Source organism: Chryseobacterium indoltheticum, from assembly GCF_003815915.1.
Taxonomy (GTDB): domain Bacteria; phylum Bacteroidota; class Bacteroidia; order Flavobacteriales; family Weeksellaceae; genus Chryseobacterium; species Chryseobacterium indoltheticum.
The window spans coordinates 2,426,138-2,447,975 of the sequence record NZ_CP033929.1 but is presented as its reverse complement, the minus strand read 5'-3'; the positions used below and the strand labels follow the sequence as shown (position 1 = coordinate 2,447,975).

Below are 21,838 nucleotides of genomic sequence, written 5' to 3'. Positions count from 1 at the left end.
TTAATGATTTACATTTATATCATTATATTCAATATTTAAGATAGCATAAATCTCAATCTTCTATCATGTGGTATTTGTTTAAATGCTACAATTTTTGAAATATAAAAGATTACCCTACCTTCGCATATAGAAGGATTCCGATGAAATTTACAGATACACCGCTACTTAAGAATATAATAAATCATACTCCTCTGCCAGTCTGCATTATAAATGCCGATCTGTGTAAAATTGAGCTTTATAACGATAAGTTTCTTCAGCTTTATAGCCAAGAATCTAAAAACTATTCAGAAAAACAACTTCTAGATTTTCTGAATAGTAAATTTATTGCAGATACTGCTCTTGTTTCGAAAGTGATAGCAGCAAATAATTCTTTTTATGGAGATAAATTTTCCTTAGATGTTAATCATGATAATAAGCCTGCTACAGTAATAACCCCACTCTATGCGCCTATAGCAGATGATCAGAATAAAGTGGTAAAACTTGCGATCTGGATGACTCAGAATTCTACAAAAAAAAGAGAAACAGATAATAAAAAACATATTATATCTGAGCGAAATCATCTCAGCAAACTTTTAGAAGAAATCCCTGCCAGCATCGCTTTATTATCAGGAAAAGATTTTGTCTTTGAATTAGTCAATACAGCGTATCAAAATTTAGTACCTGGTAGAACGCTTATCGGTAAGCCATTTTTAGAAGCATTACCCGAATTAATGGGTTCGGAATTAGAAAAATCATTGAAAAAAGTATATTCTGAAGGAGTATCATTAAGTTTTAGTGATGATCTTGTTCCGCTTTCAAACACTAATATTAATCAGCAGAAGCAACGGTACTTCACTTACAGGCTGATTCCCAGAATAAATGATGATGGATTAACTGATGGAATTTTTATTTTCACCTCCGAAGTTACACATGCAGTAGACAACAAGGTTAATCTGGAAAGAACAAGCAATAATCTGAATCAGATTATCAATATGCTCCCCGCTTCTGTTGTCATTATAAGATATGACAATCTTATCGTAGAAATGATCAATGATGCCAATCTCAGCTACTGGAAAAAAATGAGAGATGAAGTTGTTGGCAAACCATTTTTAGAAATATTACCTGATCTTGCTGATCAGCCATTTGCCGGACAGCTTAGAAGAGTGATGGAAACAGGAGAAATCATCGATGTTAAAGAGAGTCCCGTTCTTTTTACAGAGCCCGACGGAACCATCCGGGAGACTTTTGTAGATTATACGTATCAGCCCTTAACCGGATTGGATGGGAAACGAGATGGTGTCTTGGTGATGTCTTTCGAAATTACCGACAGAGTGCTTGCGCAGAGGCAGTTGAAGGAATATGCAGATCAGCTCTCAAAGGCTAATGACCAACTTTCAATTTTAATTAATCAACTCTCAAAAAGTGAATCAAGGTTCAAATATGTTTTTCAAAAAGCTCCCGTTGCGATTGGTTTGCTTCGAGGAAAAGATCTTATTATTGAATCTGCCAACAGCAAAATATTAGAGGTTTGGGGAAAAACAGATCAGGTAATTGGGCTTACGCTGGCAGAAGCACTTCCTGAGATCAAAGATCAACCTTTTTTGGGCTTTTTAGATAATGTATATAAGACGGGCACTCCATTTTATGCAAACGAAATTAAAGCTGAACTTCTGCATGATGGTGAGCTTAGAGAAATTTTCTTTAATGTAGTTTATCAACCAATTGCAGATGCCGATGGAAATATTGCAGACATATTGGTTGTTGCTGCAGATATTACAGAACAGGTAAATGCCCGCAAACTGATAGAAAAAAGTGAAGCGTACTTTAAAATGCTTGCCGATCTTGTACCTTCAAAAATATCTAATGCACTACCAACCGGTGAAGTTACCTTTTTTAATAAGCGTTGGCTTGAATTTGCGGGAATGAATTTTGAAGATTTAAGAGATTTTGGTTACCACGAAATGATGCATCCCGACGAAATTGAAAAGTTTCAAACTGGCCTGGCAGAGGCCGCTGCTAACCGTAAACCACATATTTCTGAGATGCGTTTTAAAAATACCGAAGGAAAATACATCTGGCATCTCAATATTGCATCACCCATTCTGGACGAAGATGGTAATATAACCATGTGGGTGGGTTCTACTACAGATATACAAGGGCTAAAAGAGGAAGAGCAGCGAAAAAACGACTTTATAAGCATGGTCTCGCATGAGCTTAAAACACCACTTACCTCGATCAACGCATACTTACAGCTTCTTTTACGAAAAGCAGAAAAGACCGATGATCAATTTCTGAAGCAAGCCTATGCACAAAGTCTGAAACAGGTAAGAAATATGACCGAAATGATTAACGGCTTTCTTAATGTCTCAAGGCTCGAATCGGGAAAATTACATATAGATAAAACTGAATTTAATATCTGTGATCTGTTGGAAGAAATTAAGGCAGATTATAAAATTCAGTACTCATCTCACGAACTTATTTTTACATCACCACAATCTGTTATCGTGTGTGCAGATCGATTAAAGCTGGCGCAGGTTCTCAACAATCTAGTCGGTAATGCTGTAAAATATTCCGGAAATGGAACAAAGATTTATGTCTCGCTCAAAAAATCAGAAAACAGGATCAGAGTAACAGTTAAAGATGAAGGAATGGGAATTAAATCTGAAAACCTTACTAAGCTGTTTGACAAATATTACAGAGTGCAACAAGAAAGTACGATTGGCGGATTTGGAATCGGACTTTATCTAAGTGCAGAAATTATACAAGCACACGGCGGTAAAATATGGGCAGAAAGCGAATTCGGAAAGGGCTCAACTTTCTCTTTCGAATTACCTCTAAAATAAGTTAAGCAATTATTGACGTAAAATTATATTGACTGTATCGACAAATTGATAACAAATTTTTATGTTTATATTTCTGAATTAATTTAAGATCAAACGAATAATTTGTAGAATGCAGACAAAAGAAATGCTTCAAACAGGCTGTCAAAAAATTGCTGAACAATTACAGCATTTTGGTTTTAAATCGACTCAAAAAGGACAATTGTTAAAAAAAATATCACGTAACAAGAAATTAAAATTTGAAATATACTTTCAGTCGAGTACAAAAAACTGGAGCGGTAGTGTTTCTATTTTACCACAAATTCTAGTCAGTTCAGACTCATTAAAAAAATGGCAAAAAGAAAAATATAATTCCGACAACGAAAACGGAGTCATATTTTCCGCAAAACTAGAAAACCTCACACCATTAAAAAACAAAAATCACGACTGGAATATTACCTTAACCAATCAGGAAAACGTTATCCCAAAGTTAATTGAGCTGATTAAGACTTACGTTCTTCCTGTTTTTGAGAAGTTCGAAGATATAGAAAAAGTAATCACTGAAATTTCTGAGGACGGATTAAAACTAAATGAGCATTTTGACACAAAACATCAAAATCTTCCAATAGATTTCTTATGTTTCTTCGGAACTCAGGATCTTGCGCAGCATGCTTTCGACAATTATTTGAAGGAACAAAAATTATTCGGAAATGCAAAGCGTGTTTTTGACGAATTAAAAAAATCAGAACATTATTCAAATAAATTCGTAACAGATATTACGATGAAAAGCGCTTATTTTAACGGATTGAAAATAAACGAATAATACCTGAGCACTCATAATAAGCAAAATACATTAATAACCTAATCTTAAAAAAAACTAGCCATGAAAAAATCAATAAGTGCAACAATTCTTTTTATACTTTTATTTTATTCTTTAAAAATAAATGCACAAATTCCTTTTGAAACAACAAGCAGCGGGCATATCATTATCAAAGCAAAAATAAATAATGTCGAAGGAAAATTTATTCTTGATACCGGGGCGGGGCTTAATGCTATTTTTACTAAATTTTCTAAAAAGATCGAAAATGAAAAGACTCCTAATTTTTTTGTAGGACATAGAGCAACCGGCGAAGAATTGAATGTGGATCTTTACAATGCTAAAAGTCTCAAGATCAACAATAAACAATTTGGGGATCAACAATATACGATCATCGATCTGGAATTTGGTGATATTGATGGATTGATATCACTGCAACCATTCAGAAATACACCTATTACAATCGATTATATCAACAAAAAGATCTTTTTTGACAAGTCTACAAAAAATAAAAAGAGTATTGATATTCAGATTGCGGATTATGCAGGAAAAGCAATTGATATTTTTACGTACGTCGAACTTAATAATTCTCTTAAAATTCAAACGTTATTGGATAGCGGTGCCGGGAAAAACTCATTTTGGCTCAGCTCAAAATTTTTGACACCTCTCTCACTCGACAAAAAAGATTTTAAATCCGTTCCCATAAAAAGTGACTTTAATAAGGAAAACAACTACTATATCGGTAAACTATCAAAATTGAGTACAGTAAATAAATTATCTCAGCTGGAAGGCTTAGACATTGCATTTGTTGATGGTTTAGTATATGAAGGAAAAACCAGTATAGAGTGGCTGGGTAAGATTTTAACGATTGATATTGCTAAAAAGAAAATATTTATTGAAGAGTAAAATTGGTGTCAAATCATATAAATTATCCACTAAGACTTCTCATTCAAAAAGATTTTTTAATAATAATTTTGGCTAATAAGGATTAATTGGTGTGAACGTATTCATTAAATAATCCTTTATTTATTCTGGCTGAATAATAACAAACCGAACGAGCGGAAACTCTTTTTTAATACTTTCGCGGATACGATGTATGGCCACAGTGATCTCTTCTGTGTCGAGATGATCTTCAAAATCTAAGATCAGCATCAATATCACTTCTTCAGGTGATTGATAAGTAGACAAAATGTTTTTCGTTTTGAGTACAGCAACATCTTTCTCAGCGAGTTGCGCTATTTTCTCTCTCGTTTCCGGGGCTATGCCTTCTCCCATCAATAAGCTCCTGCTTTCTCTTGCCAAAATAAAAGAAACAAAAACCAATAATAATCCTACAATTACTGATGCCAATCCATCCAGCTCCGGAATTTGCAGCCAGTGACTCATCCCCATCAATATCATTACCACAATAAGCCCCGCTACTGCTGCCCCATCTTCAAATACCACCAGGAAACTAGAGGGATCTTTGCTTTTTATAATTGCGTCCCACCACCCCATTCCGTTTCGGGTTTTATTAAATTCTTTTACGGCAATAAATAAAGAAGTTCCCTCGAAAATAAGCGAAAGAAATAATACAATATAGTTCCAGAAAGGATCTTTCATTACTTCTGGTTCTTTAATGTGTGCAATGCCCTGGTAGATTGATAGAGCACCACCTAAGCCAAATATCAGAATAGAAACTACAAAAGACCAAAAATAAAGTTCTTTACCATATCCGAACGGATGAAATTGGTCTGCTGCTTTTTTACTTCTTTTCAGCCCATATAAAAGCAATAATTGATTTGTGGTATCAACTGTTGAATGAATTCCTTCAGAAATCATAGACGAACTATTGGTATATGCCCCTGCAATAAACTTGGTTAATGCGATTAAAAGATTAGCCGCAAGCGCACTATAAATCGATTTATTATTATTGGCCATTAGTTATAGATGTAAATATGATAAATTTATAATCAGATATAATTTAATATAATTCCTAATTAAAATTTTTACTAAAATATTGGTTTTAATCAACAAAAATATGTTCGAAAAGAACCTATTTAAATAACTACTAAAAAATATACCACAATATTTTTTTTCTGTGATATTGGTCTTATTCTTGGATGAGCCTGGCTGTACCAATAAAAAAACATCCTGATATGAAGCAATATCAATTTTTTGTAAAATTAGTCCTGGGTTCTATATTCATTCCTGCTTTTTGTGTTGCACAGCAAGAAAAACCACAGCAAAACTATTCACTTTTCAATCCTGTTCCGAGAGCTCAGATGAGAGAGATGGAAACCGACCGTCCTGATGTTACAGAATCTCCTTATACCGTTGATGCAGGTCATTTCCAATATGAAACAGACTTAGTAAGGCTGATAAAAGAAAAATCTGATCTCCATAATACGAGTACAGTTTTAATCAATCAGGCTAACATAAAATTAGGGATTACGGGCAGTACAGCAATACAAGTTGGTTTCCAGACTTATGGTTGGCAAAATGAAAAAGAAATTGCGACGGGATCTTCTTTAAAAAGTAATGGGATGGGTGATGTCACACTCAGAGTAAAACAGAATATTATAGGAAATAATAACGGTAATTTTGCTTTGGCTCTATTGCCTTATGTAAAACTGCCGACATCTAAATATGATGACGAAAGTCGTTTTGAAGGTGGTTTGATTGTACCAATGTCATATAAATTACCCGGTGAATGGAAACTTGGATGGCAGGTAGAAGTTGATCGCCTTAAAGATCTGGATCAGCAGGCAATGCATACCGAGCTTTTACAGACACTGACGATCAGCCATCCTTTATCTAAAGGAATAGACGGAATAGCAGAAACCTATTATACTTACGATTTTAAGGCACATCAATTATCTAATTATGTAAATGCAGCGATTCAGATAGAAGTCGCAAAAGATTTTAAATTGGACGCCGGAGTTAATTACGGAATACAAGACATCGCAGCAAAGCATTATTTTGTGGGTGCTTCTTATCGTCATTAATTAAACATATATAACCCATAACATAGGAGAAATTTATATCTTGCATTCCAATATCATTAAAATGGATATCGAACAAATACTTGATAAAATATATCCTTTGTCAGAATCTTCTAAACTGATACTCAAAAATCATATTGTTGAACTTAGCTTTCCTAAAAATAAGATTCTTATTTCAGCAGATAAAATAGAAAAAGACTTTTATTTTATCAAAAAAGGAATTGCACGCACATTTGTTTATACCGATGGCGACGAAACTACATTTTCTTTTGGAAAAGAAGGTGATACCATCATCTCTATGAAGAGTTATATTGCCAATCAGAAAGGCTATGAAAATGTTGAACTTCTGGAAGATTGTTTAGTGTATAAACTCAATACGCAAGACATAAGAAAACTGTATACTGAAAATATTGAGATTGCAAATTGGGGCATCAAGTTCGCAGAAAATGAACTCATGAAGGCAGAAGACCGATTGCTGACCAGACAATTCGGAACTGCTACCAACCGATATGAAATACTGTTGAAAAACTACCCCAATTTATTACAGAGAGTTCAGTTAGGCTATATTGCCTCTTATCTTGGCATCACACAAGTGAGTTTAAGCCGAATAAGAGCAAATATCAAATAGCGCTGTTTTTTTATCATTTGTAAAATTCTTTTTTATATGAAATGCAGAGCTTTGTAAAAAATTTGAACAAATGAATATTACTATCAGAAAAGCGCAGGATAAAGATGTGATTGACTTACAAAACATCGGAAAAATCACCTTTTCAGAAACATTTTCCAAAGACAACAGCGTACAGAATCTAAACGAATATCTGGAAACCGCTTTTTCAACCGAAAAAATTACATCCGAATTAGCAGATAAAAATGCAGAATTTTATTTTGCTGAATTTGAGAATGAAATTATTGGATACTTAAAAGTAAATTACGGAGAATCACAAACGGAAATAAAAAATGAAAATGCATTAGAAATTGAACGAATTTATGTTTTGAAAGACTTTCATGGAAAAAAAGTAGGACAGTTACTGTACGAAAAAGCAATCGAACTGGCTAATGAAAGAAACGTAGATTTCGTCTGGCTGGGCGTTTGGGAACAAAATTTAAGAGCAATACGCTTTTACGAGAAAAACGGATTCACAGCGTTTGATAAACATCTTTTTAAATTAGGGGACGAAGAGCAAATTGACATTATGATGAAACTTTCATTGCATTGAAAATATCTGATTTTAGTTTTTTTTTAAGCCAAAACTACCTAAATATTTTCTGTGCAAATTCATAAAGACAACGTCTCCAGGTAAGCCATTCGTGATAGGTTCCTGCTGATTTATACTGAACGTATGGATATTTGTTTTGATCAAAATAACTGGTCAGAATATTGTTATAATCCAGGAACCGCTTATCCTCTTTTGTACCAATTCCTAGAAATAAAAATGGTTTTTTCTTTGATTTCAACAAATTACCAATCGGAAGATGCTTGAAAGGCTGAAGCTCTGTTCCTTCATAGATTACAGGACTGAAAGATCCAATCGCTGAAAATAAATCCGGATGATTCGCACCGATAAGCATTGCCTGGTAGCTTCCTCTCGATAGCCCTGCAATAGCTTTATCACCATTGGTTTTATATTTTTTTTGAATGTAAGGAATCAGTTCGTTAACGATTATTTTGTCTATATTTTGTGAAGAAAGGACCGTTCTTGGGTAATCGTCAGGCATTTTTTCTTCTTCAGGATTCAGGGCTACACCATAATCCATCACCACAACCATTTCTTTGGCTTTTTTCTCTGCAAAAAGATTGTCGAGAATATTAGCTAAATATCCTTGCTTTTCCCAGCCTGTAATATCTTCGCCAGTGCCGTGATAGAGATATAAAACAGGGAATCTTTTGGTTCCATAGCTTGGCGGTAGATATACTTTGATGTTTCGTTTTCCCTCGGTAATTTCAGAATGTATACTGTCATTAATAATTTTCCCATGTTTTACATCCTTTTTAAAGAAGAAATCTTCTCCGGAATAGATCTCAATTCCGCTTGTGGGCTGGCCGTAGCCAAAGTAAAGTTCAGTATTCGGATCATTGGTGCGTTTACCATCCACATTCAACCAATAATAATGAAAACCAATCTCCAAAGGTGAAGTTGAAATATTCCAAAAGCCCTGCTGATCTTTCGTTGCCGTAGATTTTACATTTTGCATTCCATCTCCGCCTTCCAGAACTACAGACTTGGCCTCGGGAAAATAAACTTTAAACTCTGCTTTTCCTTTAGCATCTATTTTGGGAAATTCTCTCCCATTTTTTGCTGTCATAGATGTTTTAAAGTTTTGTGAAAATACCAAAGAAGAGCATAGAACAAAAACGGTTGATATTATTTTAAAGTTTTGCATTAATTTTAATTTAAAAAGCTGAGATCATTGTACAATTTAGGAGTTTGTTCATCATTATTTAAATAAAAAACATCTGTTTAAATTAGAGTTTAAAAATTATTTAAAATAAAGTTTTCAAGGTTTTTTTTCCCAAACCCTAAAGTGCGGAAAAAACAGCTTGAAAATTACAAAAAATACTACTCCCTTTAGGTTCGGGGAAATAATTTGATGAAATTTAAACAGACTCTTAATATATCTTAAATATTAGTTTTTCTACTCTATTAAACAATTACCTTTTAAGAATATAAAAAGACGATAAGAACTTTTACCATCAATCTTTCCAGCAAATATATCAAATTTGTATAAATAGGATGAATAACAGAATTATGATAATCGGTTTTATATGCGTTATTTTAAGCTAAAAATTCAAGAGTAAGCAGCTGTTTCTACCATAATTTTTTTTGCATTCAATGTTTAACAAAAGAAAATTTCTTTTTAGACATTTGTCCTGTGAGCCGAAAGTGCGTTCCTGTAATTTTGCGAAAAATAAAACATAATGCGTACAAATATCTTAATTGTCGGCGGAAAAGGAATGGTTGGAAAAACTATTCATCGTATTCTTCAAACCAGAAATCCGGATTTTAAAATTTTTATAGGAAGCCGAAAAAAAGAAATATCAGAATATGACTTAATGATTGATGTCGATAAGCCTGAAACTTTTAAGCCTGTTTTGAACAGAAATATCAATCTTATAATCCTTGCCGTTAACGATAAACAAGATCACATTCTAAAATTTGCCATTGATAACGGTATCGATTATATTGACATTACAAAACCCACTCCTGATCTTGTAAAAGCACTAGCCAAAGCAGAAAACAATAAAATAACCAGCAGGATTGTCTTCGGTTCCGGATGGATGGGCGGTCTTGTGGGCGGTCTTCTTAAAGTTCTTTATCCTGACATAAAAAATATTCTGGAGGTAAAAGTGTACGTTTACTATTCTACAAAAGATCTGGCTGGTGAAAGTTCAGCATATTTTATGGCTGAAAATGTTGCTAAACCATTTATTAATTATCAAAATAATCGACAGATTTCTGTAAGGCATTTTTTGAATTCCGAAGATTTCAGATATTCCTTTGGTATTGGAAAAAGACAGGCTTATAATTTTGACGTTCCCGATCTTTATATTTTAAATAAGGTTGAAAAAATACCGACAGTTAATGTAAAAATGACCTACGATTCAAAATCAATAACATGGCTTCTGGGCGCATTTCAAAAAATGAGAATTTTCGATATTTTATCGCTGAAGCAGCGTCGATCTATTTTCGGGTCTAGTGGAAATGGTGATCAGTCTGTGTTTGAAATTGTAATTAAGAATCATCTTGGAGAGAAAAAACTGAGCCTTCAAAGTGAAAAAGGACAGGCTGAACTTACTGCGCTCGCTGCCAGTCTGCATGCTGAAATATTGGTGAAAAATGAGCTGGAAAACAAAATTTATTTTGCCCATCAAATCCACAATCCCGAAAATCTTTTCCAATCATTATCAGAATATGAAGGCATAACTATAGAAACAACAAATATTTAAAAATAACTATTAATTCATTTTCTTTTGACAATAAGTGAAACGGCTTTATTTAGCTTGATTTGAGTTTTTTTACTTAAAATTCTTTGTCTTTCCCGCCAGGAAAGACAAAGTTTTGAATAGTTAGATTCAGTAAAATTGTTATCATGTGATGCCTCGTCGTCATCTTCTGAATTAGGATTGCCGTAATTTTATTTATTGTATTAAATCCTTAATTAATTTTAATCCTATTGCTATTTCAGGAATAATTTCATCTTCCATAGACATGTAATCCATGCTGATATCAATACGTTTTTCCCAGTTCGAAGTTTGTTCTGCAAGTTGTACTAAACCGGCAGTTCCGGCAGTTCCTCTGAGCTTATGAAGAACCTGTTTCAGATAGTCTAAGTTTCTTTCTTTTACTCCTGACTTTATATTCTCTTCTGCTTCAGAAAGTTGCTGTATCACTAATTCCAAAAATATTTTTCTGAAATCTTCATCATCACCCATCTGCTCATTGAGAAGATTCATATCTAAATATTTTTCAGGCTGTAAATGATCTTCATACAGTTGCTGGGTACCAATCCCTACATGCTTCTTCAGCATTTCTAAAAGATCGGCTTGTCTTAGAGGCTTAGGAAGGAAGTCATTCATCCCCGAATCCAGACATTTTTCTTTTTCGCCCACTACGTTTCCTGCTGTTACTCCAATAATTGGCACATTGGAGTATTCTGGTAACAGTCGGATCTGTTTTGTAGCCTCTATACCATCCATTATTGGCATCTGAACATCCATTAAAACAAGGTCAAAATGCTGCTCTCCACATTTTTCGACGGCTTGCAGACCGTCAGTTGCTTCTACTAAACGTGCATCGGGAATTAACGATTTCATCATTTTGTGATTAAGAACCATATTCACAGGATTATCATCAACAAGCAAAACGAGTGGCGAATTAATGAAATTATAAGATTCTTCCTTCTGCAGCGCAATCTGAGCAGTTGTTTCTTTTTCTGAACTTTTTATAGCTCGTCGTAATGTCTTGTACAATTCCTCAGACTTAATAGGTTTAAGCAGGAAATATGAATTCTCTTCTTTCTTTATTGTATTGATAACATTGTGCTCTTCAGAGGAAGTATGAAGTATGACAAGAGGTGATACTTTATTCTGCTCATTAAATAACTGCTTTATTTTTTCGATTGTTTCTAATCCCGAGATAATCGGCATATGATAATCTACCAGAATAACATCAAACTGCTCGCCTGCTAATAACAATTGCAGCGCTTCCATTCCGTTAGCGGCCAATACAGAATCTATGTTTTTGTATGCAAGCATGTGCTGAAGAATAATTCTGTTTGCTTCGTTATCGTCTACAATAAGAACTCTGCTGATATTAAATGTCTCATCTTCACTGTGATCAGAAAGATCATAAGGAATCTCAATATCAAAATAAAAAACAGACCCTTTATCAATCTCGCTCTTAAGGGTAAGTTGACTGCCCATATATCTCAAAATATTATTTGAAATGGTCAGCCCAAGACCTGTTCCTCCGTATTGTTTACTGATAGAACTGTTTTCCTGAGTGAAAGCATTAAAGATATGCTGCTGTTTTTCTACCGGAATACCAATTCCTGTATCTCTTACTGAGAATCTTAAGGTGATATTTTCATTGTCGCTACTCAGCTTTTCTACTTTTAATTCTATTTCGCCTTCTGCTGTGAACTTTACTGCATTCCCAAGCAGGTTGATGAGAATCTGTTTCAGGCGTGTTTCATCTAGCCATATTGTTTTGGGTAATCCCGGTTCAATATTTAAAAGAAGTTCGATATCTTTTTTCTGAGACTGATAAAGAATCACATTGATTACCTGACTCACCATATCATAAACATTGGCTTTTTCGATCAAAAGCTCCATTTTTCCTGATTCAATTTTAGAAAAATCAAGAATATCATTGATAATATTGAGCAAGTTTTCACCCGACTCGTTGATATAATTAAGGTATTGCGTCTGGATCTCGTTTAATGGCGTTTGAAGCAAAAGGTCAGAAAACCCGATTACTCCATTAAGCGGAGTTCTGATTTCGTGGCTCATATTAGCTAAAAATTCAGATTTGGTTTTATTGGCAATATCTGCCATCTCCTTTGCATTTTTAAGCTCTTCATTGATTGTTACAGATTCTGTAATATTTTGGGCAGAAACAATAACTCCACCCATCACGTCAGCTGATAAATACCATGGGTTTACGACAATGTTGTAATGCTGAATCTCTTCTTTATAAGGAACTTGTAAAGCCATATCTTTATTGATGTAGGTCTTACCGGCAAGCGCATCTCTATATATCTTTTTCCTGTCTTCCGGTACATCGGGCGAAATTGTAAACATATTTTGTCCGATAAGATCTATATCCTGCATCTGAAACTCATTTTTCCAGCTGCTGCTTACCGAGAGATAATTAAGGTCTTTATCAAACATCGCGACCGCAGTCGGAACATAGGTAACAAACGACTGCATCATTGCTTCTTTTGTAGCCAGCTCGATATATATTTTTTTGAAGACATCAACATCCTGAATAATTCCAAATACTTTTGTACAGACACCATCCTCAAATTCAGGTATACCTTTCACCCTTACCCAGATCATTATTCCATCATTACGGATAAGCTGCAATTCTTCATCATAAGGTAACCCTTCTTTTACAGCTCGCTCAAATAAGAACTGTACTTTTTCTCTGCTTTTTTCGCTATAAAAACCCAAAGCATTTTCAAAATTAGGCTCAAATGATTTGTCTATTTTATGTATATCTCTGGTGGACTGCGACCAAAAGACAGTATTGTTTTTAAGATTTACTTCCCAGCCTCCAACCTGAGCTACAGAACTTGTTTGTTCCAGCATTTTTTTGGTATACAGCAAATCTTTTTCAAGAGACATTCTTTCTGTAACATTCAAAGCTGTACTTACGACATACGGCATTCCTTCTGTATCTGTTTCTACGAGATTATGATACATCCAGACCATTTCCTCTCCTTCCTTCGATTTTAGGATCATGGTACCAAGATCTTCCTGATTGTTATTAATTCTTTCAAGATATTGGGCAAGTAAAGGCCAGTTTTTTTCAGGAACGAGATCTTTTAAATTCAATTTTTTAACCTCTTCTGGCGAATATTGAAGTATTTTTCTTCCTTTTTCATTAACAGAAAGTATATTTCCCTGCATGTCATGCATACTCATTAGTCCGATTGCGTTTTCAAAAAAACTTCTGAAACGACGCTCTGAACTTTCAAGTTTTTGCTTTTCTTCGATCTGTTGGGTAGTGTTTATTCCGAAGCAGAAAATTTCAGAGTTATTTTGGTTCTGTTTTAGAGACCATTCTACGATAACCACCGTATCATCGCTTATTTTTGTGGAAGTAGAAAATGTAACTTCTTCCTGAATATCCGTGAGTTTTTTGATGAGGTGCTGCAATTCACTATTATCTTTGCCCAGGATCTCAAAAAAATTCTGACCAGTAGCATTTACTTTACTGAACTTAAAAATTTCCTCGAAAGCAGGATTAGCATCCTTCAGCATAAAATTACTATCCAAAACACAGATCAAGTTATTGGATATATTGAAAGTCTGATGAAAATATTCAGCCTGAATATTATTCCTTTTTCCTATTAACAGAGTGGTAACAGCACTTCCTATTTTTTTCAAAGCAGTGATCTGCTTTTCTGTAATTGTTTTCGGTTTATAATCAATTACGCATAAAGTTCCTAATGCAAATCCTTCATCATCTAAAAGTGGAATTCCCGCATAAAAACGAATTCCTCCTGCTAATATCAAAGGATTTTCTCGAGATCTTTCGTCTAGTAATGTATCATTGATTATTACAACATCGCCACTAGCAATAGTGTATTGGCATAAAGTACTTTTCCTGTCTACAGAATCAAGGTCGAGTCCTATACAACTTTGGATGACCTGCGCATCACTTTCCATCATTGCGATAAGGGCAGCCGGACAGTCTGTAATGAGAGATGCCGTTTCTGCAAAAATATCTAGCTTCGGATCCTTCTCTAGCTGCAAAAGATCAAAAAATTTGAGCTTATTAATTCTTTCGTATTCGTTATCAGGGACAGGGTATTTATCCATATGGTAGCGTCTTCTTTTAGAAATGATATTAGTTTTATTAAAGCTTAAAAATCAATTATTTTTACTAATAATTAATTATGTAAACAAAATTCCAAATTCCAATTTTTTTTACACTCAACCGTTATAATCAGTACTCACCAATAAATAGTCTTTAGATTGCGATTGTGATTCCACTCTCTGTTGGAAGCGATTGACACTCTTTATCTTTACTGTTATTAGGGGAAAAAATATCATTTAGAGTTTAAAAAATTTGATCAATTGAAAGTTTTTTTTCTTGTTATTAATCTTTCAGTTGAATATTCTAACTGATTGATTTGCAAAAATAAATAAATTATGTTCGGTAAACAATAAAAGTAATTTAAAAGATAGTATTACTTTGGGAGTTAGCCATTCTGAATAGCTGTTTTGACCAATCATTTTTCTGAAAAAATTATCCACCAAATAATTAATATTTTGGATTGTCAATATTAATATGTTAAATTTACCAAAGTTACTTTATTGAATGAGCGCTATCAAAAGGAATAATGTCGTTATAAACGGAAACGGCGAAAATGTAATCATGTTTGCACACGGATTTGGATGCGATCAGAACATGTGGAGGTATGTTTATCCTGCTTTTCAGGATAATTATACAACTGTTCTTTTTGATCATGTAGGTGCAGGCAACTCTGATCTTTCTGCGTACTCATTCCAAAAGTATGATGAGCTAGAAGGATATGCTGAAGATATTGTAGAAATTGCTAAAGAGCTTAATATTAAAGATGCCGTATTTGTTGGGCATTCTGTAAGTGCCATTATGGGACTTATTGCAGCAAATAAGGCTCCTGATATTTTTAAAAGTCTTATTCTCATCGGCCCTTCTCCTTCTTACATCAATCAGGGAGATTACATTGGCGGGTTTAGCAGTTCAGAAATAGATGAATTGCTGGAGTCGATGAATAATAATCACCTCGGATGGTCAATGGCGATGGCACCTGTAATAATGGGAAACCCCGAAAGAGAAGAGCTTGGAAAAGAGCTCGCAAACAGTTTTTGTAAAACCGACCCGGAGATAGCCAAACATTTCGCAAAAACAACTTTTTTGACCGATAAACGTGATATACTGCAACATACAAAAGTTCCTGTATTAATCCTTCAATGCAGCAATGATATCATTGCTCCACTAGAAGTGGGACATTATATGCACAAGCAGATCAAGAACAGCAAACTTGTTGTGATGAAAGCCACCGGACATTGTCCCAACCTAAGCGCACCGGAAGAAACCATTGCAGCAATAAGAAGTTTTTTAAATGATTAAAAACTCACTTTCATCTTCTGAAGATTTTGACGATTTTTTTGAGTCATCATTATCTGGTTTCATCATTACCGATGGTGAAGGAAACATTATCAGGATTAATAAGCGCACAGCAGATTGGCTGAATACTACATGTGATCATTTCATAGGTAAACGATTTTCTGACATTCTTTCAATTGGTGGAAAGATTTATTTCGAAACCCATCTCTGGCCTCTGTTGAGAATGCAGGGTCACTTCGATGAAGTTGCTGTAGAACTGGCAGATACGGGCAAAGGAAAAATTCCTGTGTATATTAATGGCTATGAAAGAAAAGATGAAAACAACAAGCCTATCTTTATGCGTTTTACGATTTTCAGAGCTTCAGACAGACGGCTTTATGAAGAAAACCTTCAAATTGCAAAAAAAAATGCCGAGAAAAATTTGAATATCGAGCAGGAAAACGCAGTAATCAGAGAACAATTCATCGCAGTGCTTGGCCACGATTTGCGGAATCCGCTCAGCGGAATAATGGGCGCCACGCAAGTGCTTCTGAGATCAAAACTTAGTGACCGTGATCTGAAAATGGTTAACATATTGCAGAACAGCTCAAAAAGAATGCATGAGATGATCGATAATATTATGGATCTTGCACGTGGTCGTCTTGGCGGTGGTATTTCCATTAATACAAGTTCAGTAGATCTGGAAGAACTTCTGAATCAGGTAAGTGGCGAATTAAAAGTGACCTGGCCTGATAGAATTATCAAGTCAGAATTCAATATTAATAATCTTGTAGAATGCGATCCGGGAAGAATCTCACAAATGGTTTCAAACCTTTTGGCCAATGCAATTACTCATGGTTCCCGTGAAACACCCATAATTTTAAAAGCTGATGTGAATGGAAATTCATGGAAAATAGATGTCATTAACCAAGGTACGGCAATTCCGGAAAAAGCATTAGAGAATCTCTTTAACCCTTTTCAAAGAGCCGAATCACACTCCAGCAACAATGGTTTAGGTCTTGGCTTGTATATTGCCTCCGAAATTGCAAAGGCACATCATGGCACATTAACGGTACAATCTGATGACGTACAAACCTGTTTTACCTTTAAGAACGAACATCAATTAAAGCTTTAATATCATATTAAGTATTCCAATTTTTCCTCAAAAAGCAACAATATAGAATGAAGCATCTACAAATTTTGTAAATGCGTTTTGATAATCCTGAAAAAACTAAGCTAATTAAAAAAACTACTTTTTTAGATAAAAACCTCGATTCTACTTCATAAGAAATCTGAATCGATCTATATTTTTCAGAGCAATACCGGTTCCGCGAACTACAGCTCTCAATGGATCTTCTGCCACAAAAACCGGCAATCCTGTCTTTCTGTGAATTCTGTCTGATAATCCGTTTAGCAATGCGCCGCCGCCTGCAAGAAAAATCCCTGTCTTATAGATATCTGTTGCCAATTCCGGTGGTGTGATCGAAAGCGTTTCCAAAATAGCATCTTCAATTCTCATGATAGATTTGTCTAAGGCTTTAAATATTTCCTTATAATTTACCATAATTTCCTTAGGCTTACCGGTGAGAAGATCTTTACCCTGTACTGAAATATCGTCTAAAGGGAATTCTAGTTCTTCTAATGCAGAACCTATCTCAATTTTTATTTTCTCAGCTGTTCTTTCGCCAATATCCAGATTGTGCTGTGATCTGATAAAATATGCAATGTCATTCGTAAAAACATCACCCGCTAATTTTAATGATCTGTCGCAGACAATTCCACCCAAAGCAATTACAGCAATTTCTGTAGTTCCGCCACCAATATCAACGATCATATTTCCTTCCGGACTTTCAACATCAATACCTGCTCCAATAGCAGCAGCCATTGGTTCATAGATCATAATAACTTCCTTGGCATTTACCTTTTGAGCAGAATCTCTAACGGCTCTTTTTTCAACTTCCGTAATCCCTGAAGGGATGCATATTACAATTCTAAGTGCCGGTTGTATAAATTTACCTTTGATTTGAGAAATCTGTTTGATAAATTCTTTTATCATATGTTCGGAAGCATGAAAATCTGCAATCACACCATCTTTCAGTGGTCGTATAACTCTGATATCTTCATGCGTTTTTCCCTGCATCAGCTTTGCTTCTTCCCCTACAGCAATTGCTTTTCCTGTTAATCGGTCAATAGCAACAATAGAAGGCTGATCGATTACAATCTTATTATTAAATATAATTAGGGTATTAGCCGTTCCAAGATCCATTGCAATTTCCACCGTAAACATATCAAATAACCCCATCTTACATTAATTTATTAGGCGATAAATGTACGCTTATTCCTGAGATATTCTGCCAAAATAAACCCTTTTAAGAAGTTAAACATACGTTAAAATATAGACATAAAATGAATAAAACTGTTTTATAGAAAAAGCGGTGAAATACACCGCTTTTTTAGTTTTTTCTAAGATTCTGCTAAAAAATAACTTTTGCTAACCTTTTTAAATAGAGTTTATTTAAAAATTTACTTCTTTAAATATGCCTCTATTTTATCTCTCGGAATAAGGTCTAAAAGTTTGTTGACATCGATTATTTTGTGTTCATTTATTACTGCATCCACTGATTTTGCGGCATCAGGATAATTGACTAGCTGCTCTAAAAGCCCATAAACATTAACCATTTTTTTATGCGTATTCTCTTCGTCACCACCAAACCACGAACCATTAAAATGATGGCTTACGTAATTCCTTGGTAAGTCTTGAGAAAAATAAACAGACGGGTAAAGGGTTACATCATGTTTCAGCTTTTGAATGGTATCGCTGTAACGGTCTGCACCATATTCTTTCTCAAGCATCTCAGAAAATATATCTGTATTGATGCGTTCTACGAAATGTTCCTGATTATTATAATACGCGACAAAATCCTTAGAAAGCTGATGTTTTGGCTCTGCCATCCAGAAGGCTGAATAAGGAACACCTTTTACTTCAAAACCACAAACAGCTTTTTCATTAAGAAATTCATCCAGAGGTAATTTCAGCTCCATATCGGTATCCATATAAATTCCTCCGTGCTCATACATTACTTTAGAACGTACATAATCTGAAACAAAAGCCCATTTCTTTTGAGCAAAAGCCTCCTTCACATATTCATTATCCTCGAGAGGTGCATTACTTTCATTCCATTCAACAATTTCAAAATCAGGATGAATTTTTCTCCAGGACGCAATACAATGTTCAGCCAATTCATGTTTTGCATGGCCTCCAAACCAGCAATAGTGTATTTTTTTCGGTATCATTAATTTTTTATTTTATATTGATAAAGTTGCTATATCAGTTTTCTACATCTTGCAAAAATTAAACCTTAACATCATATTGCCGCAATTATTTGTCTAAAAATTAACCTTACTGATTAATTTTTATATAAAGACCAAAATATTGATATTGTAATGTAAACATCTTGTATAATGGCACATTTCTTACTTATACAAATGTTGACTAATATCTTTCAATCTTTCCAATCTGAATATTTATGATACAAGAAAATGAAAATAGGTACCAACCCAAAAAATATGTACAGCTCACTACTCCGGATTGGGTAAAAAATGCCACGCTTTATGAATTGAATATCCGGCAGTTTTCAGATGAAGGTTCATTCAGAGAAGTTGAAAAACAGCTTCCGCGTTTAAAAAAAATGGGTATTGATATTATCTGGCTGATGCCGATACATCCTATTGGAGAATTGCATCGTAAAGGAAATCTGGGAAGTTATTATTCAGTAAAAGATTATTTTGCGATTAATGCTGAGTTTGGTACAGAAGAAGATTTCAGAAGCCTCATCAATGCCATTCATCAACAAGGAATGTATGTAATTATTGACTGGGTTGCCAACCACACCAGTTGGGATAATCAAATGGTAGCAGAGCATCCCGAATGGTACATGAAATCGAGAAAAGGAACTTTTCAGTCTACACGCTGGAGAGATTATGATGACATTATAGAATTGGATTATATAAGTTCTGAACTGCGCAAGTATATGACAGATGCTCTTAAATTTTGGGTAAAAGAATATAATATTGACGGATATCGTTGTGACATTGCAAGCTTTGTACCCATTGATTTTTGGGAAAATGCAAGAGCCGAACTTGAAAACATAAAACCAGTTTTTATGCTAGCCGAAGCTGAAGACAAAGACTTGCATCGTAAAGCATTTGATGCGACCTATAATTGGAATTTGTGGAATATTTTGCATCAGATTGCCGCACATGGAACCAGTATTAAAACACTGACGGAAGGATATCTGGCCGAGCATGTTTCTTTTTTTCCTAAAGAAGCGATCCGTATGAATTTTGTCGACAATCATGACAAGAATTCCTGGGAAGGAAACCAATACAGTAATTTTGGGAAAGCCCTCAAAGCAGCAATCGTTTTTACGGTAATGATGGATGGGATTCCGTTGGTTTACAGCGGACAGGAAGCAGGACTTGACCGATCTCTGGAATTTTTTGAAAAAGACCCGATTGACTGGAAAACTCATGAAATTGAAACTCTGTACACGGTACTTTTTCAACTGAAACACAAAAATAAAGCACTCTGGAACGGTCGTCATGGCGGGGAAATGGTAAGAATTATGAATGACCGTCTGGATCAGGTGATCTCTTTTGTAAGAGAAAAGGATGGCGACAGAGTTTTAACGATTATTAATCTACGTAATAACCCGATAATTGTGCAATGCGACACATCGTTTGATCAGGGAATTTATACCAACTTATTTACCGGAAAAGAGCAGAAAGTTTTAGATAATATGATTTTCAATATGAATGCCTGGGAATATATTGTTTTACATCAATCAAACCAGGTAAGTATCTAATTTAAAAGCTTATTATTTAAATACAATGCTTCTCTGAGCCTTTTTAAATTGCATCAGAATTATTTCTCCGACTCTAAAGAGATTGGTTTTGATGAAATTTCAGAGACATTTTCTGTCTTATAAATTGGAAAAAAATGCCTTATAATACCATTTTTGAATATTTCTAAACAGACTATTCCTTTTTCTAATTATTATTTTTTCAAAAAATACTTGCGTAGTTAAATAACTACATTTAAATTTGTAGTCAAATGACTTCATAATGAATTTAAGACGTGATGTTTTTCAGGCTATTGCCGATCCTACAAGAAGATCAATTCTCGCTTTAGTAGCCGCACAATCGATGACGGCCGGAGCAATTGCTTCAAATTTTGATACTGCGCGACCAACTGTTTCAAAGCATATTCAAATCTTAACGGAATGCGAACTTTTGACTTCTGAGCAAAACGGCCGAGAAATAATCTATCATCTTAATCCTCAAAAGATGAAAGAAATAGCAGACTTTATCGAACCTTTCCGGAAAATGTGGGACGAGCGTTTCAACACGCTGGAATCTATCATGAAAAACTACAAAAACAAAGACTAATATGGAACTTAAAACAAAAATTAAAGCAGAAGAAAACACGCAGGAACTTTTCATTACCAGAGAATTTGACTTGTCTTTAGAGTTACTTTTTAAAGCATATGAAGATGCTGAAATCGTTGAACAATGGATGAATACTAAAGTAATAAAACTTGAAAACTACAAACACGGAAGCTGGAAATTTGAAACTTCTCACGACGGACAAGTGGTGTTTTCTGCAAACGGAGTAATTCTCGAATTTATTCCGAACGAAAAAATCACCCGAACTTTCGAAATGGAAAACAGTCCATTTCCGGTGCAATTAGAGTTTCTGACGTTTGAAGAAATTGGAAATAAAAAAAGCAAACTGACAATTCAGCAGATATTCAAATCGGTAGAATACAGAAACCAGCTTTTAAAAATGCCTTTCGCAAAAGGTTTGAGCATGGCGCACGACAAACTTCAAAATATTTTCACCAATTAAAATAACCTGCA

The 21,838-nt window shown here is 34.6% G+C and carries 17 protein-coding genes; 12 read left to right on the top strand and 5 right to left on the bottom strand.

Going from position 1 to position 21,838, the window contains the following annotated elements:
• The first annotated feature begins 140 nt into the window (after window positions 1-140).
• From EG358_RS11290 to EG358_RS11280, 3 genes are all read left to right on the top strand, one after another.
• A complete protein-coding gene (locus EG358_RS11290) occupies window positions 141-2,822 on the top strand; it encodes a PAS domain-containing protein (RefSeq protein WP_076558107.1) in 2,682 nt (893 codons plus the stop codon).
• 109 nt (window positions 2,823-2,931) lie between these two features.
• Window positions 2,932-3,621: a DUF4304 domain-containing protein gene (locus EG358_RS11285; RefSeq protein WP_076558105.1), complete on the top strand. Its 690-nt coding sequence runs from the start codon at window positions 2,932-2,934 to the stop codon at window positions 3,619-3,621.
• Between the two features lie 60 nt (window positions 3,622-3,681).
• Window positions 3,682-4,521 (top strand): aspartyl protease family protein, encoded by an 840-nt coding sequence (locus EG358_RS11280; RefSeq protein ID WP_076558103.1) that lies wholly within the window; start codon window positions 3,682-3,684, stop codon window positions 4,519-4,521.
• Window positions 4,522-4,641: 120 nt separating this feature from the next.
• Here the strand turns inward: EG358_RS11280 and EG358_RS11275 are convergent, their stop codons facing one another.
• On the bottom strand, window positions 4,642-5,535 hold the full coding sequence (locus EG358_RS11275; RefSeq protein ID WP_076558102.1) for a cation diffusion facilitator family transporter: 894 nt from the start codon (window positions 5,533-5,535) through the stop codon (window positions 4,642-4,644).
• Between the two features lie 218 nt (window positions 5,536-5,753).
• Here EG358_RS11275 and EG358_RS11270 point away from each other — a divergent pair, with 218 nt between their 5' ends.
• From EG358_RS11270 to EG358_RS11260, 3 genes are all read left to right on the top strand, one after another.
• A complete protein-coding gene (locus EG358_RS11270) occupies window positions 5,754-6,602 on the top strand; it encodes a transporter (protein WP_076558803.1) in 849 nt (282 codons plus the stop codon).
• A gap of 61 nt (window positions 6,603-6,663) precedes the next feature.
• A complete protein-coding gene (locus EG358_RS11265) occupies window positions 6,664-7,227 on the top strand; it encodes a Crp/Fnr family transcriptional regulator (RefSeq protein ID WP_076558101.1) in 564 nt (187 codons plus the stop codon).
• Window positions 7,228-7,297: 70 nt separating this feature from the next.
• On the top strand, window positions 7,298-7,816 hold the full coding sequence (locus tag EG358_RS11260; protein ID WP_076558099.1) for a GNAT family N-acetyltransferase: 519 nt from the start codon (window positions 7,298-7,300) through the stop codon (window positions 7,814-7,816).
• A gap of 34 nt (window positions 7,817-7,850) precedes the next feature.
• Here EG358_RS11260 and EG358_RS11255 read toward each other — a convergent pair whose 3' ends face one another.
• The gene (locus tag EG358_RS11255; protein WP_076558097.1) at window positions 7,851-8,903 is read right to left on the bottom strand and encodes an alpha/beta hydrolase-fold protein; all 1,053 of its coding nucleotides are present in this window, start codon (window positions 8,901-8,903) and stop codon (window positions 7,851-7,853) included.
• 613 nt (window positions 8,904-9,516) lie between these two features.
• Here EG358_RS11255 and EG358_RS11250 point away from each other — a divergent pair.
• Window positions 9,517-10,545 (top strand): saccharopine dehydrogenase family protein, encoded by a 1,029-nt coding sequence (locus EG358_RS11250; RefSeq protein WP_076558095.1) that lies wholly within the window; start codon window positions 9,517-9,519, stop codon window positions 10,543-10,545.
• 192 nt (window positions 10,546-10,737) lie between these two features.
• On the opposite strand, the gene EG358_RS11245 is transcribed toward EG358_RS11250, so the two are convergent.
• On the bottom strand, window positions 10,738-14,646 hold the full coding sequence (locus EG358_RS11245) for a response regulator (RefSeq protein WP_076558093.1): 3,909 nt from the start codon (window positions 14,644-14,646) through the stop codon (window positions 10,738-10,740).
• 502 nt (window positions 14,647-15,148) lie between these two features.
• On the opposite strand from EG358_RS11245, the gene EG358_RS11240 reads away from it, so the two are divergent.
• Window positions 15,149-15,943, top strand: coding sequence for an alpha/beta fold hydrolase (locus EG358_RS11240; protein ID WP_076558091.1), 795 nt, complete (start codon window positions 15,149-15,151; stop codon window positions 15,941-15,943).
• The gene (locus EG358_RS11235) at window positions 15,936-17,054 is read left to right on the top strand and encodes a PAS domain-containing sensor histidine kinase (protein WP_076558090.1); all 1,119 of its coding nucleotides are present in this window, start codon (window positions 15,936-15,938) and stop codon (window positions 17,052-17,054) included. Before EG358_RS11240 ends, EG358_RS11235 begins: the two co-directional genes overlap by 8 nt.
• 141 nt (window positions 17,055-17,195) lie before the next feature.
• Here EG358_RS11235 and EG358_RS11230 read toward each other — a convergent pair whose 3' ends face one another.
• Window positions 17,196-18,221 (bottom strand): rod shape-determining protein, encoded by a 1,026-nt coding sequence (locus tag EG358_RS11230; protein ID WP_076558088.1) that lies wholly within the window; start codon window positions 18,219-18,221, stop codon window positions 17,196-17,198.
• A 221-nt stretch (window positions 18,222-18,442) separates the two neighbouring features.
• Window positions 18,443-19,213 (bottom strand): glycosyltransferase family 32 protein, encoded by a 771-nt coding sequence (locus EG358_RS11225; RefSeq protein ID WP_076558086.1) that lies wholly within the window; start codon window positions 19,211-19,213, stop codon window positions 18,443-18,445.
• Between the two features lie 233 nt (window positions 19,214-19,446).
• Between EG358_RS11225 and EG358_RS11220 the strand changes: the two genes are divergently transcribed.
• The 3 genes from EG358_RS11220 to EG358_RS11210 all read left to right on the top strand — a co-directional run bounded on the left by EG358_RS11220 (window position 19,447) and on the right by EG358_RS11210 (window position 21,827).
• Entirely contained in the window at window positions 19,447-20,784 is a 1,338-nt protein-coding gene (locus tag EG358_RS11220) for an alpha-amylase family glycosyl hydrolase (protein WP_076558084.1), read from the top strand.
• A gap of 259 nt (window positions 20,785-21,043) precedes the next feature.
• Window positions 21,044-21,367, top strand: a complete 324-nt coding sequence (locus tag EG358_RS11215) for an ArsR/SmtB family transcription factor (protein WP_076558083.1) — start codon at window positions 21,044-21,046, stop codon at window positions 21,365-21,367.
• A gap of 1 nt (window position 21,368) precedes the next feature.
• Window positions 21,369-21,827: an SRPBCC family protein gene (locus tag EG358_RS11210; protein ID WP_076558082.1), complete on the top strand. Its 459-nt coding sequence runs from the start codon at window positions 21,369-21,371 to the stop codon at window positions 21,825-21,827.
• Window positions 21,828-21,838: the final 11 nt, after the last annotated feature.